This window comes from Actinacidiphila sp. bgisy160, assembly GCF_965342435.1.
In the GTDB taxonomy this organism is placed as follows: Bacteria; Actinomycetota; Actinomycetes; order Streptomycetales; family Streptomycetaceae; genus Actinacidiphila.
In genome coordinates, this window is record NZ_CBDRCM010000001.1 from 310,277 (window position 1) to 333,733 (window position 23,457).

21 protein-coding genes are annotated in these 23,457 nt (G+C 72.8%); 17 read left to right on the forward strand and 4 right to left on the reverse strand.

Annotation, left to right across the window (positions count from 1 at the left end):
• Nucleotides 1–146 precede the first annotated feature (146 nt).
• The 4 genes from ACRWNP_RS01475 to ACRWNP_RS01490 are packed head-to-tail and all read left to right on the forward strand — an operon-like array spanning nt 147 to nt 4,634.
• Nucleotides 147–1,088, forward strand: a complete 942-nt coding sequence (locus ACRWNP_RS01475) for a hypothetical protein (protein WP_431958997.1) — start codon at nt 147–149, stop codon at nt 1,086–1,088.
• Nucleotides 1,085–2,569 carry a peptidoglycan-binding protein gene (locus tag ACRWNP_RS01480; protein WP_431958998.1) on the forward strand — a complete coding sequence of 495 codons (1,485 nt, stop codon included), beginning with the start codon at nt 1,085–1,087 and terminating at the stop codon, nt 2,567–2,569. The genes ACRWNP_RS01475 and ACRWNP_RS01480 overlap by 4 nt, the downstream gene beginning before the upstream one ends.
• Before the next feature lie 56 nt (nt 2,570–2,625).
• A complete protein-coding gene (locus ACRWNP_RS01485) occupies nt 2,626–3,306 on the forward strand; it encodes an ABC transporter ATP-binding protein (RefSeq protein WP_431958999.1) in 681 nt (226 codons plus the stop codon).
• Nucleotides 3,303–4,634, forward strand: coding sequence for an ABC transporter permease (locus ACRWNP_RS01490; protein ID WP_431959000.1), 1,332 nt, complete (start codon nt 3,303–3,305; stop codon nt 4,632–4,634). Before ACRWNP_RS01485 ends, ACRWNP_RS01490 begins: the two co-directional genes overlap by 4 nt.
• A gap of 137 nt (nt 4,635–4,771) precedes the next feature.
• On the opposite strand, the gene ACRWNP_RS01495 is transcribed toward ACRWNP_RS01490, so the two are convergent.
• Nucleotides 4,772–5,293: a MarR family winged helix-turn-helix transcriptional regulator gene (locus tag ACRWNP_RS01495; RefSeq protein ID WP_431959001.1), complete on the reverse strand. Its 522-nt coding sequence runs from the start codon at nt 5,291–5,293 to the stop codon at nt 4,772–4,774.
• Nucleotides 5,294–5,453: 160 nt separating this feature from the next.
• Between ACRWNP_RS01495 and ACRWNP_RS01500 the strand changes: the two genes are divergently transcribed.
• Entirely contained in the window at nt 5,454–6,029 is a 576-nt protein-coding gene (locus ACRWNP_RS01500) for a TerD family protein (protein WP_431959002.1), read from the forward strand.
• 180 nt (nt 6,030–6,209) lie between these two features.
• Here ACRWNP_RS01500 and ACRWNP_RS01505 read toward each other — a convergent pair whose 3' ends face one another.
• Nucleotides 6,210–8,678, reverse strand: coding sequence for a SpoIIE family protein phosphatase (locus ACRWNP_RS01505; RefSeq protein ID WP_431959003.1), 2,469 nt, complete (start codon nt 8,676–8,678; stop codon nt 6,210–6,212).
• 152 nt (nt 8,679–8,830) lie between these two features.
• On the opposite strand from ACRWNP_RS01505, the gene ACRWNP_RS01510 reads away from it, so the two are divergent.
• From ACRWNP_RS01510 to ACRWNP_RS01535, 6 genes are all read left to right on the forward strand, one after another.
• A complete protein-coding gene (locus tag ACRWNP_RS01510) occupies nt 8,831–10,249 on the forward strand; it encodes a DUF2252 domain-containing protein (protein WP_431959004.1) in 1,419 nt (472 codons plus the stop codon).
• Between the two features lie 82 nt (nt 10,250–10,331).
• Nucleotides 10,332–11,168, forward strand: coding sequence for a hypothetical protein (locus ACRWNP_RS01515; protein WP_431959005.1), 837 nt, complete (start codon nt 10,332–10,334; stop codon nt 11,166–11,168).
• A gap of 49 nt (nt 11,169–11,217) precedes the next feature.
• Complete coding sequence (locus ACRWNP_RS01520) at nt 11,218–11,550, forward strand: rhodanese-like domain-containing protein (RefSeq protein WP_431959006.1); 333 nt, start codon at nt 11,218–11,220, stop codon at nt 11,548–11,550.
• 179 nt (nt 11,551–11,729) lie between these two features.
• A complete protein-coding gene (locus ACRWNP_RS01525) occupies nt 11,730–12,404 on the forward strand; it encodes a DUF5819 family protein (RefSeq protein WP_431959007.1) in 675 nt (224 codons plus the stop codon).
• Nucleotides 12,405–12,484: 80 nt separating this feature from the next.
• Entirely contained in the window at nt 12,485–13,807 is a 1,323-nt protein-coding gene (locus ACRWNP_RS01530; protein WP_431959222.1) for an HTTM domain-containing protein, read from the forward strand.
• A 29-nt stretch (nt 13,808–13,836) separates the two neighbouring features.
• Nucleotides 13,837–14,484 (forward strand): TrmH family RNA methyltransferase, encoded by a 648-nt coding sequence (locus ACRWNP_RS01535; RefSeq protein WP_431959223.1) that lies wholly within the window; start codon nt 13,837–13,839, stop codon nt 14,482–14,484.
• A gap of 45 nt (nt 14,485–14,529) precedes the next feature.
• Here ACRWNP_RS01535 and paaN read toward each other — a convergent pair whose 3' ends face one another.
• The gene (paaN, locus tag ACRWNP_RS01540; protein ID WP_431959008.1) at nt 14,530–16,206 is read right to left on the reverse strand and encodes a phenylacetic acid degradation protein PaaN; all 1,677 of its coding nucleotides are present in this window, start codon (nt 16,204–16,206) and stop codon (nt 14,530–14,532) included.
• A 132-nt stretch (nt 16,207–16,338) separates the two neighbouring features.
• On the opposite strand from paaN, the gene ACRWNP_RS01545 reads away from it, so the two are divergent.
• From ACRWNP_RS01545 to ACRWNP_RS01555, 3 genes are read left to right on the forward strand one after another with little or no spacing between them, the layout of a single operon-like run.
• Complete coding sequence (locus tag ACRWNP_RS01545; protein WP_431959009.1) at nt 16,339–17,859, forward strand: 3-hydroxyacyl-CoA dehydrogenase; 1,521 nt, start codon at nt 16,339–16,341, stop codon at nt 17,857–17,859.
• 2 nt (nt 17,860–17,861) lie between these two features.
• Nucleotides 17,862–18,479, forward strand: a complete 618-nt coding sequence (locus tag ACRWNP_RS01550; RefSeq protein WP_431959010.1) for a TetR/AcrR family transcriptional regulator — start codon at nt 17,862–17,864, stop codon at nt 18,477–18,479.
• 33 nt (nt 18,480–18,512) lie between these two features.
• A complete protein-coding gene (locus tag ACRWNP_RS01555) occupies nt 18,513–19,241 on the forward strand; it encodes an alpha/beta hydrolase family protein (RefSeq protein WP_431959011.1) in 729 nt (242 codons plus the stop codon).
• An 18-nt stretch (nt 19,242–19,259) separates the two neighbouring features.
• Here the strand turns inward: ACRWNP_RS01555 and ACRWNP_RS01560 are convergent, their stop codons facing one another.
• Complete coding sequence (locus ACRWNP_RS01560) at nt 19,260–19,802, reverse strand: Lrp/AsnC family transcriptional regulator (protein WP_431959012.1); 543 nt, start codon at nt 19,800–19,802, stop codon at nt 19,260–19,262.
• Between the two features lie 149 nt (nt 19,803–19,951).
• Here ACRWNP_RS01560 and pdhA point away from each other — a divergent pair, with 149 nt between their 5' ends.
• From pdhA to ACRWNP_RS01575, 3 genes are read left to right on the forward strand one after another with little or no spacing between them, the layout of a single operon-like run.
• Entirely contained in the window at nt 19,952–21,052 is a 1,101-nt protein-coding gene (gene pdhA / locus ACRWNP_RS01565; protein WP_431959013.1) for a pyruvate dehydrogenase (acetyl-transferring) E1 component subunit alpha, read from the forward strand.
• A complete protein-coding gene (locus ACRWNP_RS01570) occupies nt 21,049–22,074 on the forward strand; it encodes an alpha-ketoacid dehydrogenase subunit beta (protein ID WP_431959014.1) in 1,026 nt (341 codons plus the stop codon). Before pdhA ends, ACRWNP_RS01570 begins: the two co-directional genes overlap by 4 nt.
• Nucleotides 22,074–23,435, forward strand: a complete 1,362-nt coding sequence (locus ACRWNP_RS01575; RefSeq protein WP_431959015.1) for a dihydrolipoamide acetyltransferase family protein — start codon at nt 22,074–22,076, stop codon at nt 23,433–23,435. The genes ACRWNP_RS01570 and ACRWNP_RS01575 overlap by 1 nt, the downstream gene beginning before the upstream one ends.
• Nucleotides 23,436–23,457 lie beyond the last annotated feature (22 nt).

Consider the following 23,457-nt stretch of genomic DNA (forward strand, 5'->3'; position numbering starts at 1 on the left):
TTGACTGTGCATATACCTCCCATTCGCCTTCGTGACCCGCGTCACATCACGGCCGGCGGCTACGACCTCGGTAAGGGCCACCGGGTTGAAGTCATCGACGAAGTGCACGGCATCGTGCGATCCCTGGACCGAAGTGATGGAACGACATGGCTCATATACGCATCACGCGCATTTTCTGGCCGGTGGCCGCCGCGGGTGTGCTCGCACTCGCCGGATGCGCCCAGGCCGACGGCGGCTCCGCCACGTCCGCTGACTCCGGTGACCGGGCGGCGTCCTCGAAGGCCGGGGCGCCCGCGCAGGGCGAGGTGGCGATTCCCGAGGGAGTCGATGAGGACACCAGGCGGATCTATGTGTCGGAGAACGCCAAGGCCGCCTGCATGCGGAAGAAGGGCTTCACCTACACCCCGCGCGTGGCGGGCCTCACCGCCGCCGCCAGTCCGGTCGACGGTCAGGACTACGAACTGGCGAAGAAGTACCGGGAGAAGTTCGGCTTCGGCTTCTTCGCGCCGGCCGTCTACCCGGACGACCCGACTGTTGTCGGCAGCAAGGCCCACGAGGCTCAGGAGACGGCCAACCCGGACCGGGCCTACCTCGACGCGCTGTCCCCGGCGCAGCGGAAGGCCTACGACAAGGCGATGGGCTCTGCGAAGCAACTCCCCAGTGGGAAGAAGGTGATGCTTCCGGGGTGCGTGAAGGAAGGATTCGAGAAGGGCTACGGGCCGGAGAAGTCCCAGGCCGAGTTGGATCGTGAGCGTGCCGTGAACGAGGAGCAGGACCGTGCGGCGAAGCAGGCGCTGAACGGGGATCCCCAGCTGATCTCTCTGGCGCAGCGGTTCGCGTCCTGCCTGCGGGACGAGGGCGTCGCCGTGACGACGACGCAGCCGACCGCCATCGGGGACATGGTGAAGTTCGCGACGGCCACGTTGATCCCGTCGAGCGGAGTCCAGAACATGGACAAGGAAGAGGGCCAGGCCAAGCTCACCCAGGAGATCGGGATCGCGATGAAGGACCTGGAGTGCGGCAAGGAGTTCCGGGCCGCGTACTTCCCCGAGCTGGCCAAGCACCCCTTCTCCGGGATCGCCGGATGAGCCGGCTTCTGCCGAGCGGCCCGAAGGGGCGCGGCAAGCAGGTCGGGATGATCATGGGTGTGGTGGCGCTCGTCGGCGCGGGAGGCTGGTTCGCCGGCACGCAGATGCAGTCGCCGGCCGACGCCGCCGCCTCGCGCCGGGCGCCGGAGGCGGGTCCGGTCACCGTCGCCGTGGAGCGCCGGAAACTGACCGCGACCGTGATCGCGCAGGGCGGCGTGGAGTTCGGGGCACCGCATGGGGTGTCGCTGTCCGGGTCAGTCGGGTCCGCGAGCGGTTCCGGGGACGGCGAGGCGACCCAGCGGGTCACCAAGCTGCCGCAGGCCGGTGCCACGCTGCGCGAGGGCAGTGTCCTGATGCAGGTGAACGGCCGTCCGGTGTTCGTGCTGCGCGGCTCGGTCCCGATGTACCGGGCTCTGGGCCCTGGTACTTCGGGTGACGACGTCAGGCAGTTGCAGAGCGCGCTGCGCAGGATCGGGCACGATCCGGGGGCCATCACCGGGGACTATCGGCAGGGGACCGCGTCGGCGGTGGGCCGCTGGTATCAGGGCAAGGGGTTCCAGCCGCAGCGGCCGAGTGTGGCCGACCAGCAGCAGCTGGGCGACCTGGAAGCCGCCGTCACACAGGCACAGCTCGCGGTCCTCGCGGCGGAAGGCGGCGGGGGCGACAGCGGAGGTGATGGCGGGGCCCAGGGCGGCAAGGGTGGTTCCGGCACGGCGAGCCCGCCGGCTTCCGGCGAGGCGGCGGCCCTGGAACTGCAGGCCGCGCAGCACCAGCTGGACCGGGCCAACGCGGCGCTCAGCGCGTTCACCGGCACGTACGGCACCAAGGTCCCGGCGGGCGAGGTCGTCTTCCTGCCCGACCTGCCGGTCCGGGTCGACAAGGTCAAGGTGCGCCTCGGTGACACCCCGGGCGGCGAGGTCGCCACCGTGACCAGCTCCGACGTGGTGGTGCGCGCCGTCGTGCCCGGGGCCGACGGCTCCAGCCTGCGCGAGGGCATGCAGGCACGGATCGAGACGGCTGACGGCACCCGTGTACGCGGCGTCGTCGCGCAGGTCGGCGGCACCGGAACGCAGACCGGTGCCGGAAAGGACGCGGACGGCGCAGGTGGGGACGGAAAGGGCGAGGGCGACACCGAGCCTGACGCCGAGCCCGACGCCGATGCGGCCGCCGACCCGGTCGCCGACCCGGCCGCTCCGGTGCAGCTGGTGATCTCCGTGCCCGATCCCGGCCCGCTCAGGGACCAGTCGGGCGGCACCGCCAAGGTGACCATCGAGGTGGGCGCCTCGAAGGGCGCCGTTCTGGTGGTGCCCGTGGCGGCGGTGCACACCAGCGCCGACGGCCGGGCCCGGGTACGGGTGCAGCGCGACGGCAAGGTGGTGAACGTTCCCGTCATCGTGGGCCTCTCGGCCGCCGGCCAGGTCGAGGTGAGGGCGGACGGCGGATCGCTGGACGAGGGCGACCAGGTGGTGGTCGGACGGTGAGGCGCAGACCCGCACCGCCTCCGCCGGCTCCTGAGCAGGCGCCCGACCCGGACACCGTGATCCGGCTCAGCGGCCTGGGCCGGGTGTTCGACACCGAACCTCCGGTGCACGCCCTGCGCGACGTGCACCTGGAGGTCAGGAGGGGGGAGCACCTGTCGATCGTCGGCCCCTCCGGCTCGGGGAAATCGACGTTGCTCAACACTCTGGGTCTGCTGGACCGGCCCACGTCGGGCAGCTACTGGCTCGACGGTGTCCTCACCAACACCCTCGGCGACGCCGAACGCACGGCGTTGCGTGGCAGCCGCATCGGGTTCGTGTTCCAGTCCTTCCACCTGCTGCCGTACCGGACCGTGGACGAGAACGTCATGCTCGCCGAGACCTACCGCGCCTCCCGTCCGGGCCGCGCTCGGCGCACTCGCGCCGAGCGCGCCCGCGCCGCCCTGACACGGGTGGGTCTGGCACACCGCTTCGGCTTCCTGCCGGGCCGGCTGTCCGGCGGCGAACGGCAACGGGTGGCCATCGCCCGGGCGCTGATGGGTGAGCCCGCCCTGCTGCTGTGCGACGAACCGACGGGCAACCTCGACAGCGAGAACACCGAATCGGTGCTCGCGCTCTTCGGCGAACTGCAGGCCCAGGGCATGACGTTGCTCGTGATCACCCACGACGACGCCGTCAGCGCACGGGCGGGACGGCGGGTGCGGATCCGGGACGGCCGGCTCAGTCAGGAGAGCGTATGACCGCCATCGACCGCGCCGTACGCCGGGCACGGGCAGCGGACAAGGGAGCGCCCCCGTTCCGGCGACGCGGCGGACGGCGTTCCTGCCGCCGGGCCCACGGCCGGGGCGGCCACGAGCGTCCGTGGATGGATCCGCGGGACCTGTGGTCGGAGTCCCTGGCCGGGGTGCTCGCCCGACCGGTCCGTTCCGCCCTGACGACCCTGGGCACGGTGCTGGGCATCGGCACGCTGGTCATCACGATCGGCGTGGCGTCGACGGCGGCCAACCAGATCGTCGGCCGGTTCGACGCCCTCACCGCCACCTCGGTGACCGTCGTGGTGCCGTTGCCGCCGCCGGGAACCAGCGATCCGCCGCTGGTGGAATGGTCCGGTGCCGACGCCGTCGAGCGCCTCGCGGGAGTGGAGTCCGCTGCCGCGCTGTCCGACTCCGAGGGCAGCGCGAACGTCCAGGTCCGGGCGAACGACGTGGTCGCCCCCGGCGCACTGACCGAGCAGACCCTGGCGGTCGTCGCCGCGACCCCGGCGCTGCCGGAGGCGGTCCACGGCGCCATGACCACGGGTCGCTTCTTCGACGCCGGCGACATCGCGCGCCACGACCGGGTGGCCGTCCTCGGCGACCAGGCGGCCCGGCTGCTGGGCATCGACGACGTACGCGACGCCCCCGCGGTCTTCTTCGAGGGGCAGTCATACACGGTGATCGGTGTCCTCGACGGGATCCGCCGCGAGCGGCGCCTGTCCGCCTCGGTGATCCTGCCCCCGACCACGGCGGCGGACCGGATGGGCATGGAGAACGTGACCCGGGTCCTGGTCAACACCTCCCTCGGCGCGGCTCAGCAGGTCGCCCGGCAGGCGCCGATCGCCCTGTCGCCCGGACACGAGGAGGCCCTCACCGTGACCGCCCCACCGGATCTGTCGAAGGCCAGGAAGGGCGTCGAGGGCGACGTCAACGGCCTGTTCCTGGTGCTCGGACTGGTCTCGCTGGTCGTGGGCGCCATCGGCATCGCCAACGTCACCCTTGTCACCGTCATGGAACGCGTCGGTGAGATCGGGCTCCGTCGCGCCCTGGGCGCGTCCAGACGGCAGGTCGCCGGGCAGTTCCTCGCTGAGTCCACCACCATCGGACTGCTCGGCGGCATCGTCGGCGCGGCCCTCGGCGTGGTGGCCGTCGTCTGCGTGGCGGCTGTGAGGCACTGGACACCGGTACTGGACCTGGGCCTCGCCCTGGGCGCCCCGGTCGCCGGCGCCCTCGTCGGTCTTCTCGCCGGTCTCTACCCCGCCCTGCGCGCCGCCCGCATGGAACCCGTCGACGCCCTCCGTGCCCCCTCCTGAAGCCGGCTCGGCGAGGCACGGATCCGCCACGAGCGCCGGCGGCCCTGGCGCAGCGGACGCCGGGCCCTGCGCCTCCCCGGCGATGGCGCAGCCAGTGCGGCGGTGAGTTCGGACTGCGGGTCCGGCCGTCCTGACCGTCACCAGCCGACGTGGCGGGCGTCGTGCTCGCCGACGGGGGGTTCGCCGCCGGCCTCGGCGAAGGCCTGCAGGGCCTGGACGAGGTGGCGGCGCTGCCCTGGGGGCATGGCGTCGACGATGCGGGCGATCTCGGCCCGGCGGCGCTCCGTGACGTCGTTCACGGTGCGCCGCCCGGTCGCGGTCAGCGAGATGACCGACGTGCGCCGGTCGGTGGGGGAGGCGTCGCGGGTGACCATGTCGATCGCCACCAGGCGGTCCAGCATCCGCAGCGCCGTGGAGGGCTGCACGCCGAGTTCCGCGGCGAGCTGCGAGAGATTCAGGGCCCCGTGCGTCTCCAGGACGACCAGCATGCGTAGCTGGGGCAGGGTCAGCGCGTCCTCCACCGCGGTGAGCGAGCGGGCGGAGACCGCGACGAGGAGCCGGGAGGCGGTCAGCAGGGCGCTGACCATCTCCTCGGCGGTGCTCCCGGGGTCGTCGGCGCCGGAGGGGGAGTCGGACGAAGCGCGGGAGCCGGTGGCCATGAGTCCTTTCTACCGCTCCCGCGGTCGTCGTACGGGCGTGTACGGCACTCAGGTGAACGGCTGCGGCGCCGGGAACCCGGGGCCCGGCGGAGCCGTTGAGCGATTGGGCAAAGGAATCGTCAAGGGGCGCGGCCCGCGCCGGATTGAGCAGGGAGATCCCATGGGTGTCAGCCTTTCCAAGGGCGGCAATGTCTCGCTGACGAAGGAGGCCCCGGGACTGACCGCGGTCACCGTCGGTCTGGGCTGGGACGTCCGTACGACCACGGGCACCGACTTCGACCTCGACGCGAGCGCGCTCCTGGTCAACGCCGAGAGCAAGGTCGTCTCGGACAAGCACTTCGTGTTCTTCAACAACCTGAAGAGCCCGGAGGGCTCGGTGGAGCACACCGGCGACAACCTCACCGGCGAGGGTGAGGGCGACGACGAGCAGGTGAAGGTGAACCTGGCCACCGTGCCGGCCGAGGTCGAGAAGATCGTCTTCCCGGTGTCGATCTACGACGCCGAGAGCCGCCAGCAGTCGTTCGGCCAGGTCCGCAACGCCTTCATCCGCGTGGTGAACCAGGCCGACAACAACGAGCTCGCCCGCTACGACCTGTCCGAGGACGCCTCGACCGAGACGGCGATGGTCTTCGGCGAGCTGTACCGCAACGGCGCCGAGTGGAAGTTCCGCGCCGTCGGCCAGGGTTACGCCTCGGGGCTGCGCGGCATCGCGCAGGACTTCGGCGTCAACCTGTGAGGTAGCCGTACGCCCGGGCCGGGCGGGCACGTACGACGCCAGAGGGGCGGCGTGGCGCATGCCGCGCGGCCCCTCCGCGTCGGGCGGCCGGAACGGGGCCGGGCGACGCGCGCCGCGAGCTCCCTGGCCTTGGCGGTGGCCTGCTCGTGGGCCTTGATGCGGGAGATGTCGCCCCCCGGGTCAGTCAGGCAGCGGCAGCTCGAACCAGACGACCTTGCCGACCGCCTTGCGACTGGTGCCCCAGCGCCGGGAGAGGTTGCTGACCAGGGCCAGGCCCCGCCCCTCCTCGTCGTCGGCGTCCGCGCGGCGCAGCTGCGGCAGGTTGTGGTCGTCGTCGCTGACCTCGACCAACAGCTTGCCGACCCGCATCAGCCGCAGCGACACCTCGTGCGAGGCGACCCGCAGCGCGTTGGTCACCAGCTCGCTGACCAGCAGCTCGGTCAGGTCGCTGAGCCCTCGCAGCCCCCACCGCGCCAGCTGCTCGCGGGTGAGCGCGCGTGCCTTGCGGACCTCGGAGAGATCCATCGACAGCCGCCACTCGGCGACGTCCTCGGACGGGATGCCCTGGAAGTTGGCGACCAGCAGGGCCACGTCGTCGCGACGGTCGTCGGAGTGGACACGGTTGAGGATCTGCTCGCAGACGTCCTCGGGGGTCTGTTGCGGTTCGATGACGTTGGAGCACAGCGCCGCCAGGCCGGCGTCTATCCCCTGACCACGCACCTCCACCAGGCCGTCGGTGCACAGCACCAGCCAGCTGCCGTCAGGAACCGGGATCTCGACCGTCTCGAAGGGCACGCCGCCGACCCCGATCGGGGCGCCCTCGGGCACCTGCAGCAGTTGACTGCGGCCGTCGTGCCGGGCCAGGACCGGCGGGATGTGGCCGGCGTTGGCCAGGGCGAGCGTGCGGTGGATCGGGTCGTAGACCGCGTACACGCACGTCGCCAGGTGCTCGGCGCCCAAGCGGTGGGCGAGGTTGTCCAGGTGCCGCAGCAACTGCGCGGGCGGCAGGTCGAGCGCGGCCATCGTGATGACGGAGGTGCGGAACTGGCCCATCACGGCGGCCGACAGCAGGCCGTGGCCCATGACGTCGCCGACGATCAGCGCCACGCGCCCGCCGGGCAACTGGATGGCGTCGAACCAGTCGCCGCCGACCTGGGCCTGGCGGTCGCCGGGCATGTAGCGGTGGGCGATCCGCACCCCGGGGATGCGGGGCGGGCGGGTCGGCATCATGCTGCGCTGCAGGGTCGCGGCGGCGCGCGACTCCAGGCGGTGCAGCCGGGCGTTGTCCAGGTGCACGGCGCCGCGGGCGGCGACCTCGGCGGCGGTCGCGGCGTCCTTGGCGTCGAAGGGGCGGCGGCCGGGATGGCGCAGGAAGCACATGCGTCCCAGCACCGTGCCGCGCGCGGTGAGCGGTACGACGACCATCGACCGCTCGGGCAGTAACGGGCCGAGCCCGGGAACGCCCAGGTCGAGCGCGATGTCCTGGGCGAGCGCGGGGTCTATGACCGGGACGAGCAGCGGCTCGCCCAGCCGCGGGGTGGAGTCGGCGGGCAGCGGGATCAGCTCGCCCTCCGGCAGGGCGGCCGCCCACGGGCCGGGGGTGGTGTCGGTGTGGGCGACGGCGACGCGGCGGGCGAGGATCGTGGCCCCTGACAGGTCGTCCTTCGGCGGCTCGGTGTCGGAGAACAGCTGGTCGACGACGAGGACGGCGGCGAAGTCGGCGAAGCGCGGCACGGTGACGGCGCACAGTTCGCGGGCGGTCGTCTCCAGGTCGAGGGTCGTGCCGACCTTGGCCCCGGTCTCCCGGAGCAGGGCGAGCTGCTCGTCCAGCACGTGACCCGGGGCGATCGAGAGGCCGGGGACGCCCACCGGGGCCGGCACCGGCGCCGTGACGTCGCCGCGCGGGCCGGGCAGCAGCTCCGGGTGCGGGGCGGGCCGGGAGGGCCGTGCGGTGCGGCCGGTGGCGGGATTGGTGGCGGGCGGTGCGACGGTCGTGCCGTACTCCTCGGGGAGCACGGGGAGCAGCACCGTGCCGTCGACCTCCACCGCCGGGTAGCCCAGGGGCACGATCTGACGCACGATCCGGTCCAGCCGGCCGGCGCTGACCCGGGGCAGCACCGAGCCCAGCCGGCCGGCCAGGTGCTCGGCGTGCGCGGGGTCGGCGACCGGGGCGAGGCGCGGGGTGATGCGGACGGCGCCGCGAGAGGTGGTGCCGTCGGCGGTGTAGGGCAGCAGTTGGTCGCCGAGCGCGAGGCGCGGCCCGGTGTCGCGCAGCGGGCGGGCGTTGGCGGCGATCACCAGCAGACTCCGGCCGGTCGGCTCCATGACGCGGTAGGACCACCACACCACGTCCTTGACGCCACCGTCGCGGTCGGTCGTGGGCAGCGCTCCGGCCCAGGCGGACCGGGTGAGGTCGTCCAGTACGTCCAGGGCGTCCTGTTCACCGGGGTGGCGGCCCGCGGTGTGCGGCAGCAGTCCGGCCGCCGGGCGGCCGAACACGCACTCCCAGCGGTGGCCGAAGAGTTCCTCGGCACCGCGGTTCCAGTACGAGATGTCGCCGTCGGGGCCGACGCAGAGCACGGCGAGGCGTACGAGCGCGGAGACACCGGTGGCTGCGAGCGGGGTCGTGGTGGTGGGAAGCCTGGTCATCTCGTCCAACGTCGGGCACCTGCGGTTCGGCTGCGGTTCGGCGCGGAAGGCTGAAAGGGCATCAGGGTCGGGTCGTCACGTCCAGGCAAGCATGAAACATCGGACGCGGTCCGGTAAATGGCTAGATTGCCCCCAGGAGTGACCAACCGGGCATGGCCCAAGGGGAGGGTGAGCACGTGGAGCACAGGCTTCCGCACATCGCCGGGTTCCGGAGATGGCCGCACGACGGCCGGCCCAAGCAGGAGGGCAAGGCGCTGCGGGAGGCGGTGCCGCGCGAGGCGCACGCGGGGTTCGCGCCCGGCGCCGACCGGCCCGGCGCCGTGGAGGCGGTGTGGGAGTCCGGCCTCGGGCGCATCGCGGAACTCGTCCCGCTGAGGGTGGGGAGGATGGCGGCGAGCCCCTTCGCCTTCCTGCGCGGTTCGGCCGGGCTGATGGCCGCCGACCTCGCGGGCGGCCCGGTCACCGGGATCGGCGCCCAGATCTGCGGGGACGCGCACGCCGCCAACTTCGGCCTGTACGGGGACCACCTCGGCCGGCTGGTCATGGACATCAACGACTTCGACGAGACCGTCCACGGACCCTGGGAGTGGGACGTCAAGCGGCTCGCCGCCTCCCTGGTGCTGGCCGGGCGTGAGGCCGGGGCGGACGAGGACGCGTGCCGGGGCGCCGCCTACGACGCGGTGGGCGCGTACCGGCGCACCATGCGGCTGCTGGCGAGGATGCCGGTGCTGGACGCCTGGCACGCCATCGCCGACGAGGAGCTGGTGGCGCATGCCGACGCCCGCGACCTGGCGGGCACGCTGCGCCTGGTGGCGGGGAAGGCGCGCCGCAACACCAGCGCCAAGTTCGCGGCGCGGGCGACGGAGGAGGTCGAGGGCGGCGGCCGCCGCTTCGTCGACGCTCCCCCGGTGCTGCGCCGGGTGCCGGACGAGGAGGCGGCGGCGGTCGCCGCGTCCCTGTCGGAGGCCGGCTACCAGGCGACGATCGGTGAGGACCGGCGGCCGCTGCTGGCCCGCTACGCGGTGCACGACGTGGCGTTCCGGGTGGTCGGGACGGGCAGCGTGGGCACCCGGTCGTACGTGGTGCTGCTCCTGGACCACCTCGGGCAGCCGCTGGTGCTGCAGGTGAAGGAGGCCCGTCCCTCCGCGCTGCTGCCGTACCTGGGCAAGGCCGGGTTCGACGCGCCCGTGGTGGAGCACGAGGGGTGGCGCGTGGTGCTGGGCCAAAAGCGCATGCAGGTCGTCAGCGACAGTCTGCTGGGCTGGGCCGACGTGGACGGCAGGCCGTACCAGGTACGGCAGTTCCGCAACCGCAAGGGCAGCGTCGACCCCGCGGAGCTGGAGCCCGGCCTGATAGACGACTACGCGCGGATGACCGGCGCGCTGCTGGCCCGGGCGCACGCGCACTCCGCGGACCCGCGGCTGATCGCGGGCTACTGCGGCAAGGGCGAGCAACTGGACGAGGCGGTCGCGGCGTTCGCGGTCGCGTACGCCGACCGGACCGAGGCGGACCACGCCGAGCTGGTGGCGGAGGTGCGGGCCGGGCGGATCGCCGCGGAAGAGGGCGTGTGAGGGCACTGGTGCCGGTGTGCCGGTGGCAGCTACCAGGCCGTAGCCTGTGACCGGCGCCCCCCACTCCTCGTAGGCTGGACCGGTGACGAATTCCCCCGGCACCGAGTCGGCCCATTCCCCCCGCACCGAGTCGGCCGCCGCATCCTCCTCCGAGCCGCAGGACCGGCTGGCGCAGGCGGTGCGCGCCGCCGAGCAAGCCCTGATCGAGTTCGAGATCGCGGTGGAGACCTTCAGGGTGGAGGTCGAGAACTTCTCCCGGCTGCACCACCAGAGGCTCGGCCCGATGTACGCCCGGCTCGACGAGCTCGACGCGCTGATCGCGGAGGCGGTCGCGGCCAAGAGCGGCTCCCGCGAGGACATCCAGCGCGCCTGGGAGGCGCGCGCCCTCGTGATGCCGATGCCGGGGGTGGAGGAGCTCTTCGAGGGTCTGCTCGGCTCGGACGGGGTCCGGCCCCAGGAGGACCCGAACCCGCCGCGCCGCGTGCGGCCGGGCAAGGAGGCGCAGCGGCTCTACCGCGAGCTGGTCCGCAAGGCGCACCCGGACCTGGCGCAGGACGAGGCCGAGGTCGAGCGCCGGAGCGAGTTCATCGCCCGGGTCAACGAGGCGTACACCTACGGGGACGAGCAGCGCCTGCGCGAGCTGGCGGAGGAGTGGGAGGCCGGGCCGGTCCCGGCGGAGGGGCAGCCGAGCGAGGCCGAGGTGCTGTACGCGCGGCTGGAGTGGCTGGCGGAGCGCAAGGAGCGGCTGGCAGCGCTCGCCGCCGATCTGGAGAACAGCGCGATCGCGCAGATGATGAAGCTCGCCCCGGAGGACCCGGACGGGCTGCTCAACGAGATCGCGGAGAACCTCCTCAACCAGGTGGCCAACCGCGAGGCCCGGCTGGCGGAGCTGGTGCGCTCCTCGAAGGGGTCCGAGTAGCGGGTCGGGTACGTTCGACCTGCACGCCCTGACCGAAGGAGCCCGTTCCATGTTCAACGCCCAGCTGCCCGCGGTGGACGCCGCGCAGGTCCCCGCCGACGCCTACCTGCTCGACGTCCGGGAGCACGACGAGTGGGACGCCGGGCATGCCGAGGGCGCGGCGCACATCCCGATGGGCGAGGTCGTCGCCCGTATCGAGGAGGTCCCGGCGGACCGCCGGGTGCACGTCGTGTGCCGGGTCGGCGGCCGCTCGGCGCAGGTCGCCCAGTACCTGATCGCGCAGGGCCTCGACGCGGTGAACGTCGACGGCGGCATGCTCGGCTGGGAGGCCGCGGGCCGCCCCCTGGTGACGGACGGCACGGGTCCGGCGCACGTGCTCTGAGGCCCCCTGCCCGCGCCATGGGCGGCTGACCGGCGGCACCTGCGCCCTGGCTCACCGCCTTCCCCGCCCTCCCCGTGCCACCCGCGGCCTGTGCTGACCGGTACGGCTGTACCGCACGTGTGTGGCATGAGTACCGTTCCGTGCTGAGCGGTGCACGGGGAACAGAGCGGAGAACCACGATGGAGCCACCCGAGGAGTCCGGGGGACCGGCCGGCATAGCCGCGTTGTCGCCGCCCGCGCGGATCGTGGTCGCGCTGGCGCTGGCCGCGGCCGCGGTCGGCGTCGCGGTGCACCTGCTCATGGTCTTCCTGCACGTCGCGCCGCCGAACACCGCCACCAAGAAGCACGGAGACCTGGTCGCCGGCTACGTCTACCCCGAGTTCGAGCAGAACTGGAAGCTCTTCGCGCCCAATCCGCTTCAGCAGAACATCCACGTCTGGGCGCGTGCCGAGGTGCACAAGGACGACGGCTCGACCCAGGTGACCGGCTGGGTCGACCTCACGGCCATGGACATAGCCGCCATCAGGCACAACGTCGCGCCCAGTCACACCCAGCAGAACGAGCTGCGCAGGGCGTGGAGCTTCTACGCCGCCTCCCACGGAGAGAACGACAAGCCCATCGGCGTGCGCGGCGAGCTGAGCAGGCAGTACCTGCAGCGCATCGTGGAGGGCCGCTTCGGGCCCCGGCTCAACGGCGGTGACGTCGTCCGCCTGCAGGTGCGGACCGGCACCACGCCGGTCGCGGCCCCCACCTGGAGCCCCGAGAAGATCGACACGCGTACCACCTTCCAGGTGCTGCCCTGGTGGCGCTCGGACGTGGCGGACGAGGACGAGGGCGGGGAGGACGCGTCGTGAGCGAGTACGTGAACGAGTCCGCGCGCGGGGCCGTGGAAGAGTCCGCGCACGAGGGCCCGGACGGGTCCGCGCGCGGGGCCGTGCACCGGCCGGTGCCCGCCGCCGGCCGGCCGGGCCCCGTCCCGCCCGCCGTCCCGTCCCCCTTCGCGGGACTGTCCCGTTCCGCCGCGGGCGGTCTGTCGCGCGGCCTGGCGCGGATCACCGGCACCACCGTCGGCCCCCACCAGGCCGCCGTCGTACGGATCGGCATCTCGCTGGCCTGGCTGCTGTTCCTGCTGCGTGAGTGGCCGCACCGCCACGAGCTCTACGGACCGGACGGGTCGTGGAGCTGGGACCTCGCGAACCGGCTCGTCGCCGACAACCACGCCTTCACCCCGCTGCTGTGGGGCAGGGCCGACGCCTGGTTCGAGGTCGTGTACGCGGGTGCGATCGCGGCGAGCGCGATGCTGCTGCTCGGCTGGCGCACCCGCACGGCCTCGCTGCTGTTCATGATCGGCGTGCTCGCCCTGCAGAACCGCAGTGTGTTCGTCGGCGACGGCGGCGACAACGTGATCCACCTGATGGCGATCTACCTCGTCTTCACCCGGTGCGGACAGGTCTGGTCGCTCGACGCCCGCCGCAGAGCCAAGGGCCGGGACACCGGCGGCGCGGGGATCGTGCTGTGGATCGTCCTCGGACTCGTGCTCGCCGTGGCGCAACTGCTCGGCAGCACCGGCCTGACCTGGACCGACGGCCTGCTGCCCTGGCTGGGCTGGACCCCGTTCCTGTGGGGCTTCCTAGTGCTCCAGGCCGTGTGGTGGGCGGTGCGGCGGTACGCGCCCGGCGAGCCGCGCGCGGTGCTCGACATCCTCGCCAACATCCTGCACGCCGCCGGTCTGCTGGTGATCGTGGTCGAGGTGTGCCTGATCTACGCCACGGCGGGCTGGTACAAGGTCCAGGGCTCCCGCTGGCAGGACGGGACCGCGCTGTACTACCCGCTGCACCTGGACGACTTCAGTCCCTGGCCGGAGTTGTCCCACGCGATGGCCGCCAACGGCCTGATGGTGATGGTGATCACCTATGGCACCGTGATCGTCCAGGTCGCCTTCCCCTTCACCCTCTTCAACCGCCGCGTGAAGAACGTGCTGCTCGCGCTGATGATCGTGGAGCACGCCTCGATCGCCGTCGTGCTCGGACTGCCGTTCTTCTCGCTGGCGATGATCGCCGCCGACGCGGTCTTCCTGCCCACCGGTTTCCTGCGCTGGGCGGGCGACCGGATGGGCCGGCTGGTGGGGCGCGGAGCGGGACGCCACGGGACGGCGGGCGCCACCGGGGAGCCGGAGGACGCGGGGGCGCAGGCGGCCACGGGCCAGCGAGGGCCGGGACCGGCCGGCGAGCCCGCCCCCTCTAACCTCGTGGTGTGAGCACCAGCCAGGACGACGCGGCCGAGCCGATGCAGTACGACGACGGCTTCGGCCCCGAGGTCGGGGTCGGGCCGCATCCGCGGCCCTGGCCGCAGGACCCGCGCTTCGACCCCGAACTGCTCGCGCACGGCGATCGCCGCAATGTGGTGGACGAGTACCGCTACTGGACGCGTGAGGCGATCGTCGCCGACCTCGACACCCGGCGCCACGACTTCCATGTCGCCGTCGAGAACTGGCAGCACGACTTCAACATCGGTTCCGTGGTGCGCACCGCCAACGCCTTCCTGGCCAAGGAGGTGCACATCGTGGGGCGGCGGCGCTGGAACCGGCGCGGCGCCATGGTGACCGACCGCTACCAGCATGTGCGTCACCACCTGGACGTCGCGGCGCTGGCCGCGTGGGCGGCCGAGGAGGACCTGCCGATCATCGGGATCGACAACCTCCCCGGCGCCGTGCCGCTGGAGACCACCGAGCTGCCCCGGAGGTGCGTGCTGCTCTTCGGGCAGGAGGGGCCCGGGCTGACCGACGAGGCGTGGAAGCACGCCGCGGCGGTCTGCTCGATCGCCCAGTTCGGTTCCACGCGCTCGATCAACGCGGGCGCCGCGGCCGCCATCGCCATGCACGCCTGGATCCAGCGCCACGCGCGGGTGGGGACGGAGCAGCCCCGTCCGGAGTGACAGGGCGGCTCCGGACGGGGCTGTCGGTGGTGCGCAAGAGCCGGATCAGACCGGGCGGCGGACCTCGATGACCCGGAAGCGGCTCGCGACGAAGGCCCCGTCGCACAGCGCGGCGTTGGCGGCGGGGTTGCCGCCGGAGCCGTGGAAGTCGGAGAAGGCGGCCGTCTGGTTGACGTACACCCCGCCGGTCAGGTTGAGGGAGAGCTGGGCGGCCTCCTCCAGGCAGACGTCCTCGATCTGCCGCTCCACCTCCCGGGAGGTGGTGTAGGCGCCGACCGTCATCGCGCCCTTGTCCCGAACGGTGCGGCGCAGCAGGTCGACCGCGTCCTGGGTGGAGTCCATGGCGACCGCGAAGGCGACCGGGCCGAAGCACTCCGACATGTAGGCGGCCTCGTCGTCCGGCTTGGCGCCGTCCAGCTTCACGATCACCGGGGTGCGGACCACGGCGTCCGGGAAGTCGGGGTTCGGGACCTCGCGGGAGGCGAGCGCGACCTCGCCGAGGGACGCGGCCGCCTCCAGGCGGGCCTTCACATCGGGGTTGACCAGCGCGCCCAGCAGGGCGTTGGCCCGGGCGTCATCGCCGAGCAACCCGCCGACTGCGGCCGCCAGATCGCCCACCACCTCGTCGAAGCCCTTGTGCCCGTCGTCGGTGGCGATGCCGTCGCGCGGGATCAGCAGGTTCTGCGGGGTGGTGCACATCTGGCCGCTGTACAGGGACAGGGAGAAGGCCAGGTTGGACAGCATGCCCTTGTAGTCGTCCGTGGAGTCGACGACGACGGTGTTGACGCCGGCCTTCTCGGTGAAGACCTGGGCCTGGCGGGCGTTGTCCTCCAGCCAGTCACCGAAGGCGGTGGAGCCCGTGTAGTCGATGACGCGGACCTCGGGGCGCAGCGCCAGCGTCTTGGCCAGGCCCTCACCGGGCCGCTCGGCGGCCAGGCAGATCAGGTTCGGGTCGAAGCCGGTCTCGGCGAGCACCTCGCGGGCGATCCTGACCGTCAGTGCCAGCGGGAGCACGGCGCGCGGGTGCGGCTTGACGACGACCGCGTTGCCGGTGGCCAGCGAGGCGAAGAGGCCTGGGTACCCGTTCCAGGTGGGGAAGGTGTTGCAGCCGATCACGAGCGCGACGCCGCGCGGCACCGCCGTGAAGTCCTTGCGCAGGGTCAGCGGGTCGCGCTTGCCCTGCGGCTTGACCCACTCGGCAGTGCCGGGGGTGCGCACCTGCTCGACGTAGGCGTAGGCGACGGCCTCGAGGCCCCGGTCCTGCGCGTGCGGGCCACCGGCCTGGAAGGCCATCATGAAGGCCTGGCCAGAAGTATGCATGACCGTGTGGGCGAGCTCCGTGGTGCGCGCGTTGATCCGGGCCAGGATCTCCAGGCAGACCAGGGCCCGGTTCTCCGGGCCGGCCTCCCGCCAGGCGGGCATCGCGGCCCGCATCGCGGGGAGGAGCACGTCGACGTCCGGGTGCGGGTACTCCACGCCCAGCTCGATGCCGTACGGGGACACCTCGCCGCCGGTCCAGCCGTCGGTACCGGGCTGGTCCAGGTCGAAGCGGGTGCCGCGCAGGGCCTCGAACGCGGCCTGGGCGGTCGCGCCGTCCGCGTATGCCTTCGGGTGCTCGGGGTACGGAGACCAGTACTCGCGGGTACGGATCGCCTTGAGCGCCTTGTCGAGCGTCTCGCGGTGCTTCACGACCGACGGGACAGCGGTGGGATCGGCAGCCATGGGGCCAACTCCTCGTCGAGCTGGATTGGGGTGGGCAGGGTGCTGGCTTCCCCGCTAGATTAACCGAATGTTCGGTCGGGACAAGGGGGGCCGGCCGAAGCTGTGGACAACTGGCGAGGAGCAGTGGCGGCGATGAGCGCTCTTGACCGATCCAGCACGGTCGCGGTGGTGGGCACGGGGACGATGGGCCAGGGAATCGCCCAGGTCGCACTGGTGGCGGGGCATTCCGTACGGCTCTACGACGCGGGCCCCGGCCGGGCCGAGCAGGCCGAGCGGGCCATAGCGGAACGGCTGGACCGCCTGGTGGAGAAGGGCCGGCTGCCCGCAGCCGGGCGTGACGCGGCCCGCGGGCGCCTCTCGGCCGTCCGGGAGATCGAGGAGCTGGCGGGCGTGTCGCTCGTCGTCGAGGCGATCCTGGAGGACCTGGGCGCCAAGCAGCAGCTTTTCACGGCCCTGGAGTCGGTGGTCCGCGAGGACTGCCTGCTGGCCACCAACACCTCCTCCCTGTCGGTGACCGCCGTGGCCGGTGCGCTGCGCCGCCCTGGCCGCTTCGTCGGCCTGCACTTCTTCAACCCCGCCCCACTGCTGCCGCTGGTCGAGGTGGTCTCCGGCGCCGCCACCGAGGAGGCCTTCGCCAGGACCGCGTACGACACCGCGGCCGCCTGGGGCAAGACGCCGGTGCGCTGCGCCGACACGCCCGGCTTCATCGTCAACCGGGTCGCGCGCCCCTTCTACGCGGAGGCCTTCCGGCTCCACGAGGAGCGCGTGGCCGATCCAGCCACCATCGACGCGGTGCTGCGGGAGAGCGGCGGCTTCCGGATGGGGCCGTTCGAGCTCACCGACCTCATCGGCCAGGACGTCAACGAGGCCGTCACTCGCTCGGTGTGGGAATCCTTCTTCCGGGACCCCAAGTTCGCCCCCTCCCTCGCCCAGCGGCGGCTGGTGGAGTCCGGGCGGCTGGGCCGCAAGAGCGGGCACGGCTGGTACGACCACGCCGAGGGTGCCGCCGCGCCGGTCCCCCACACCGCGGGGCCGGAGAAGCCGCCCGCCGAGGTCACCGTGTGCATGGGCGGCCGCGGCCCGGCCGCGGAACTGCCCCGGATGATCGCCGAGGCGGGCATCGAGGTGCTGGACGGCGAGGTCGCCGACCCGGACGACGGATACATCGAGCTGCCCGGCGGCGGCCGGCTCTATCTGGCGGACGGCGGCCCGGCCACCACGGGCCCGGCCGTCGACTACGTGCAGTTCGACCTCGCGCTGGACTACCGGGCCGCCACCCGGGTTGCGATCGCGCCGTCCGACTCCGCGCGCCCGGAGACGGTGCAGGCGGCGATCGGGCTGTTCCAGGCGCTGGGCAAGAAGGTCAGTGTCATCGAGGACGTCCCGGGCATGATCGTCGCCCGCACCGTGGCGATGCTGGTGGACTTCGCCACCGACGCCGTCGCTCGCGGGGTGGCCTCGCCGGAGGACGTCGACGCCGCGATGCGGCTCGGTGTGAACTACCCGCGCGGTCCGCTCGCCTGGGGCGACGAACTGGGCCCGGAGTGGGTCCGCGAGGTGCTGCGCAACCTGGACCAGGCGTACCCCGGCGGGCGCTACGCGCCGTCCCGTCAGCTGAGCCGCCGCGCGGCGGCCGAGGGGAGACTGCTCTAATCATGGCCATGGCACAGCGCGACACCTCCGCCCCCAAGAGGGACACCTACACCCCGGACTCGCTGCTGGCCGTGGCCGTGGCGGTCTTCATCGAGCGCGGCTACGACGGCACGTCCATGGAGCACCTGTCGCGGGCCGCCGGCATCTCCAAGTCTTCGATCTACCACCATGTGCGGGGCAAGGAGGAGCTTCTCGAGCGCGCCGTCGGCCGTGCCCTGGACGGTCTCTTCGGCATCCTGGAGGAGCCCGGAGCGCGCGGCGGGCGGGCCGTGGAGCGGCTGGAGTACGTCACGCGCCGTACCACCGAGGTGCTGATGGCGGAGCTGCCCTACGTCACGCTGCTGCTGCGGGTGCGCGGGAACACCAGGACCGAGCGCGCGGCACTGGAGCGCCGCAGGGAGTTCGACCACCGGGTCGCCGACCTGCTGAAGTCCGCCGTCGCGGAGGGGGACCTGCGGGGAGACGTGGAGCCCAGGCTCGCGACCAGGCTGCTCTTCGGAATGATCAATTCCATAGTCGAGTGGTACCAGCCGCACGCGGCCGGTACCCGGGAGCACGACGACGCGGCGGTCGTCGCCGCCGTCGTACGGCTCGCCTTCGACGGGCTGCGCGTCTCTTGACGCTGGTCCAGACCGGCCTCCACGATCAGGGCCATGCCATTCGCCCCTCGTGCCCGCCTGTGCGCCGCCTCTGCCGCCGTCCTGCTGCTCGCCGGGTGCGGAGGGGGTGACGGCGGCGGGCAGGCCGCCGACGCCACACCGCCGGAGGACTTCGGCTGCCTGACGGCCGCGCAGGCGAAGTCCGGATCCGTCAGCTACGACGACACCGACGACAACCCCGTGGACGCCTGGTTCGCCGGCAAGGGCGACACCGCCGTCCTGCTGATGCACCAGGCCGACGGCGACATGTGCCAGTGGATGCCGCAGGCCGATCTCCTGATCAAGGACGGCTACCGCGTCCTGGTCGTCGACTCGAACGGCAGCGAGGTGCCCGAGGTCGTGGCCGGGGTGGCGTTCCTGCGCGCCAAGGGCGCACGGCACGTCCTGCTCATGGGCGCCTCCAAGGGCGGCACGGCCGTCCTGGAGGGGGCCGCTTCGGTGGACCCGCCGGTCGACGCCGTGGTCTCGCTCTCCGCGCCGGAGACCTACGGGACCATGGACGCGAGCTCCGCGGTACCCCGGCTCACCGCGCCCGTGCTCTACATGGCGGCGGCGGGCGACACCGGGTTCGCCGAGTCGGCCGAGGCGCTGAGCAAGGCCACGAAGAAGGCGGCCGAGAACCGGCTCGACATCGTCAGCGGGCCCCAGCACGGGGTGGGCATGCTCACCTACGACCCCAACTGGGCCACCGTGACGGCCTTCCTCGAGAAGCACGCCGACTAGCGCTGGCCGGGCCATGGGTCAGTCGGTCAGCACCCGGTCGGTCTCCTCGAAGACCAGCAGTGTGCGGCTGCTGAGCACCTCGGGCACCGCCTGGATGCGCGTCAGCACCAGTTCCCGCAGGCTGCGGTTGTCGGGGGTGTGGACGAGCAGCAGGACGTCGAAGTCCCCGCTCACCAGGGCGATGTGCGCCACCCCGGGCAGCTCCAGCAGTTTCTCCCGCACGGTGCGCCAGGAGTTCTGCACGATCTTCAGCGTGATGTAGGCGGACGCGCCGTGACCCGCGCGTTCGTGGTCGACCCGGGCCGTGAAGCCGCGGATGACCCCGTCCTCGATGAGGCGGTTGATCCGGGCGTAGGCGTTGGCCCTGGACACGTGGACGTGCTCGGCCACCGATCGTATGGACGCCCGCCCGTCCTCCTGCAGGTAGCGCAGGATCGCGCGGTCGATGGCGTCCAGCGGACGCACCGCCGCCGGACCGGTGTCCGGCGCCGTGGCCTGTGGTCCCGGGGCTCCCCCCCGAGAAATTTGGGAATCCGTCACGCCCCCGAGCCTCCCTAGCATGGACGTACTGGCTCCATCTCAGGCTGTGCAGAACCGTTTGTCCACAGGCGGGACACACCTGTAGCCAAAATGCCTCCGGCGACCGAACAATCGGTAGGGGAGCGATACCCGCTCCCCCCAACGAACACGCCCACGAGGAGGTGCTCGCGATGACCGTCCTGGACCAGCACGTCTGGCAACCCCGCACCGACCCGGCGCCGCTGCTGCCCGACCCTGAGCCGTTCCGACTGCTCGGCACCCCCGAGGCAGGCGCGCTCGACGCCGGACTGCTGACCACGATGTACGGACAGCTGGTGCGCGGCCGCCGGTACAACCGGCAGGCCACCGCGCTCACCAAGCAGGGCAGGCTCGCCGTCTACCCCTCCAGCACCGGCCAGGAGGCGTGCGAGGTCGCCGCGGCGCTGGCCCTGGAGCCCCAGGACTGGCTGTTCCCCAGCTATCGCGACACCCTTGCCGCGGTCGCCCGCGGCGTCGACCCCGTGGAGGCGCTGACGCTGCTGCGCGGCGACTGGCACACCGGCTACGACCCGCGCGAGCACCGGGTCGCCCCGCTCAGCACGCCGCTGGCCACCCAGCTGCCGCACGCCGTGGGCCTGGCGCACGCCGCCAGGCTCAAGGGCGACGACGTCGTCGCGCTCGCCATGGTCGGCGACGGAGGCACCAGCGAGGGCGACTTCCACGAGGCGCTGAACTTCGCCGCCGTGTGGCGTTCCCCCGTGGTCTTCCTCGTGCAGAACAACGGCTTCGCCATCTCGGTGCCGCTCGCCAAGCAGACCGCCGCCCCGTCGCTGGCCCACAAGGCCGTCGGCTACGGGATGCCCGGGCGGCTCGTCGACGGCAACGACATCGCGGCCGTGCACGCCGTGCTCATCGAGGCCGTGGCCCGCGCCCGCGAGGGCGGCGGCCCGACCCTGGTGGAGGCGATCACCTATCGCATGGAAGCCCACACGAACGCCGATGATGCCACCCGGTACCGGGAGGACGCCGAGGTCGAGGCCTGGCGCGAGCACGACCCGATCGCGGTGCTCGAGCGCGCCCTGCGCGAGCGTGACCTGCTCGACGACGCGATGGTCCGCGACACCGAGGAGGACGCGGAGCGGATGGCATCCGCGCTGCGCGAGCGGATGAACGAGGACGCGGTCCTGGACCCGATGGACCTGTTCGCACACGTCTATGCCGAGCCCACCCCGCAGCTGCGCGAGCAGGCCGCGATGCTGAGGGCCGAGCTGGAGGCCGAGGCACAGTCATGAGCACCGCCACCACCGCGACCGCCGTGGCCACCGGGCGCAAGCCGGCCACCATGGCCCAGGCGCTCAACCGCGCGTTGCGCGACTCCCTCGCCGAGGACCCGTCCGTCCACCTCTTCGGTGAGGACATCGGCACCCTCGGCGGCGTCTTCCGGATCAGCGACGGCCTCGCCAAGGAGTTCGGCGACAGCCGCTGCACCGACACCCCGCTCGCCGAGGCCGGCATCCTCGGCACGGCCGTGGGCATGGCGATGTACGGCATGCGCCCCGTGGTCGAGATGCAGTTCGACGCCTTCGCCTACCCGGCGTTCGAGCAGCTGGTCAGCCACGTCGCCAAGATGCGCAACCGCACGCGCGGCGCCATGCCGCTGCCGATCACCATCCGGGTGCCCTACGGCGGAGGCATCGGCGGCGTCGAGCACCACAGCGACGCCTCCGAGGCGTACTACGCGCACACCCCCGGGCTGCACGTCGTCACCCCGGCCACGGTGGCGGACGCCTACGGGCTGCTGAGGGCCTCGATCGCCTCCGACGACCCGGTGATCTTCCTGGAGCCCAAGCGGCTGTACTGGTCAAAGGCCGACTGGTCGGCGGACGCGCCGGAGGAGGTGGCCCCGATCGGCCGGGCCGTCGTCCGCCGCGGCGGCCGCTCCGCCACGCTCATCACCTACGGCCCGTCGCTCCCGGTCTGCCTGGAGGCGGCCGAGGCCGCGCTGCAGGAGGGCTGGGACCTGGAGGTCGTCGACCTGCGCAGCCTGGTGCCCTTCGACGACGAGACGGTCGCCGCGTCGGTGCGCCGCACCGGCCGCGCGGTCGTCGTCCACGAGTCCACCGGCTTCGGCGGCGTGGGCGCCGAGATCGCCGCCCGGGTCACCGAGCGCTGCTTCCACCACCTGGAGGCCCCGGTCCTGCGGGTCGCCGGCTTCGACATCCCCTACCCGCCGCCGATGCTGGAGCGCCACCACCTGCCCGGCGTCGACCGCATCCTCGACGCGGTCGGGCGGCTGCAGTGGGAGGAGGCGTGATGGCCGTCGTCCGCGAATTCGCCCTGCCCGACCTGGGTGAGGGCCTGACCGAGGCCGAGATCGTTCGCTGGATGGTGCAGGTCGGCGACGTCGTCGCCATCGACCAGCCGGTCGTAGAGGTCGAGACGGCCAAGGCCGTGGTCGAGGTGCCCTGCCCCTACGGCGGTGTGGTCACCGCGCGGTTCGGCGAGGAGGGCCAGACCCTCGACGTCGGCAGGCCGCTGCTGACGGTCGCGGTCGGCACCCCCGACGGGCAGGCGCCCGGCGCTCCGGTGGCCGCCGCCCCGGCCGCCTCCGCCGACGGCGACTCCGGGTCCGGCAACGTGCTGGTCGGCTACGGCACCAGTGGCCCCGCGGCCCGGCGCCGCCGGGTGCGCCCCGCGCCGGCTCCCGTCGCGACAGCCCCGGCAGCCGCTCCGCCTCCCGCCCCGGTGCCTGCCCCGGCCGCGGTGGCCGCGGTCACCGCGCCGGACCGGCGCGAGGGTCCCGTCGCCGTCATCTCCCCGCTGGTGCGGCGCAGGGCCCGTGAGCACGGCCTCGACCTGCGCGCGCTGACCGGTTCCGGCCCCGACGGGCTGATCCTGCGCTCCGACGTGGAACGGGCCATCACGGCAGGGTCCACGGCGCCGGTCGCCGTGGCGGCCCACCCGGCGCCCGCCGCCGCGGCCGCTGAGGGCACCCGCATCCCGTTGCGGGGCATCCGCGGCGCCGTGGCCGAGAAGCTCGGCCGCAGCCGGCGGGAGATCCCCGACGCCACCTGCTGGGTCGACGCCGACGCGACGGAACTGCTTGCCGCGCGTGCGGCGATGAACGCCGCGGGCGGTCCCAAGGTGTCGGTCCTCGCACTGTTCGCGCGGATCTGCGCGGCGGCCCTGGCCCGCTACCCGGAGCTCAACTCCACGGTGGACACCGAGCGCGGCGAGATCGTCGTGCTGCCGGAGGTGCACATCGGCTTCGCCGCGCAGACCGATCGCGGTCTGGTCGTTCCGGTCGTCCGGGACGCCCACCGGCTCAGCACGGAGGAGCTGTCGGCGGAGATCGGCCGACTCACCGAGGCGGCCCGCTCCGGCGGTCTGACCCCGGCCCAGCTGACTGGTGGCACCTTCACGCTCAACAACTACGGCGTGTTCGGCGTCGACGGCTCCACGCCGATCATCAACCATCCCGAGGCCGCGATGCTCGGCGTCGGCCGGATCACCCCCAAACCGTGGGTGCATCAAGGCCAACTGGCGGTACGTCAGGTGGTCCAGCTGTCGTTCACCTTCGACCACCGGGTGTGCGACGGCGGCACGGCGGGCGGCTTCCTCCGCTTCGTCGCGGACTGCGTGGAACAGCCGGCGGTGCTGCTCCGGGCGGTGTGAACACCTCACGGTGGGCGATACT

What these genes read in the sequence shown, in the direction of transcription:
- ACRWNP_RS01560 (WP_431959012.1), bottom strand. Translation starts at nt 19,802, where the DNA reads ATGCTAGGGAGGCTCGGGGGCGTGACGGATTCCCAAATTTCTCGGGGG.
- ACRWNP_RS01505 (WP_431959003.1), bottom strand. Translation starts at nt 8,678, where the DNA reads ATGACCAGGCTTCCCACCACCACGACCCCGCTCGCAGCCACCGGTGTC.
- ACRWNP_RS01490 (WP_431959000.1), top strand. Translation starts at nt 3,303, where the DNA reads ATGACCGCCATCGACCGCGCCGTACGCCGGGCACGGGCAGCGGACAAG.
- ACRWNP_RS01510 (WP_431959004.1), top strand. Translation starts at nt 8,831, where the DNA reads ATGGCCCAAGGGGAGGGTGAGCACGTGGAGCACAGGCTTCCGCACATC.
- ACRWNP_RS01525 (WP_431959007.1), top strand. Translation starts at nt 11,730, where the DNA reads ATGGAGCCACCCGAGGAGTCCGGGGGACCGGCCGGCATAGCCGCGTTG.
- ACRWNP_RS01570 (WP_431959014.1), top strand. Translation starts at nt 21,049, where the DNA reads ATGAGCACCGCCACCACCGCGACCGCCGTGGCCACCGGGCGCAAGCCG.
- ACRWNP_RS01535 (WP_431959223.1), top strand. Translation starts at nt 13,837, where the DNA reads ATGCAGTACGACGACGGCTTCGGCCCCGAGGTCGGGGTCGGGCCGCAT.
- paaN (WP_431959008.1), bottom strand. Translation starts at nt 16,206, where the DNA reads ATGGCTGCCGATCCCACCGCTGTCCCGTCGGTCGTGAAGCACCGCGAG.
- ACRWNP_RS01500 (WP_431959002.1), top strand. Translation starts at nt 5,454, where the DNA reads ATGGGTGTCAGCCTTTCCAAGGGCGGCAATGTCTCGCTGACGAAGGAG.
- ACRWNP_RS01555 (WP_431959011.1), top strand. Translation starts at nt 18,513, where the DNA reads ATGCCATTCGCCCCTCGTGCCCGCCTGTGCGCCGCCTCTGCCGCCGTC.
- ACRWNP_RS01475 (WP_431958997.1), top strand. Translation starts at nt 147, where the DNA reads ATGGCTCATATACGCATCACGCGCATTTTCTGGCCGGTGGCCGCCGCG.
- ACRWNP_RS01495 (WP_431959001.1), bottom strand. Translation starts at nt 5,293, where the DNA reads ATGGCCACCGGCTCCCGCGCTTCGTCCGACTCCCCCTCCGGCGCCGAC.
- pdhA (WP_431959013.1), top strand. Translation starts at nt 19,952, where the DNA reads ATGACCGTCCTGGACCAGCACGTCTGGCAACCCCGCACCGACCCGGCG.
- ACRWNP_RS01575 (WP_431959015.1), top strand. Translation starts at nt 22,074, where the DNA reads ATGGCCGTCGTCCGCGAATTCGCCCTGCCCGACCTGGGTGAGGGCCTG.
- ACRWNP_RS01480 (WP_431958998.1), top strand. Translation starts at nt 1,085, where the DNA reads ATGAGCCGGCTTCTGCCGAGCGGCCCGAAGGGGCGCGGCAAGCAGGTC.
- ACRWNP_RS01550 (WP_431959010.1), top strand. Translation starts at nt 17,862, where the DNA reads ATGGCCATGGCACAGCGCGACACCTCCGCCCCCAAGAGGGACACCTAC.
- ACRWNP_RS01520 (WP_431959006.1), top strand. Translation starts at nt 11,218, where the DNA reads ATGTTCAACGCCCAGCTGCCCGCGGTGGACGCCGCGCAGGTCCCCGCC.
- ACRWNP_RS01545 (WP_431959009.1), top strand. Translation starts at nt 16,339, where the DNA reads ATGAGCGCTCTTGACCGATCCAGCACGGTCGCGGTGGTGGGCACGGGG.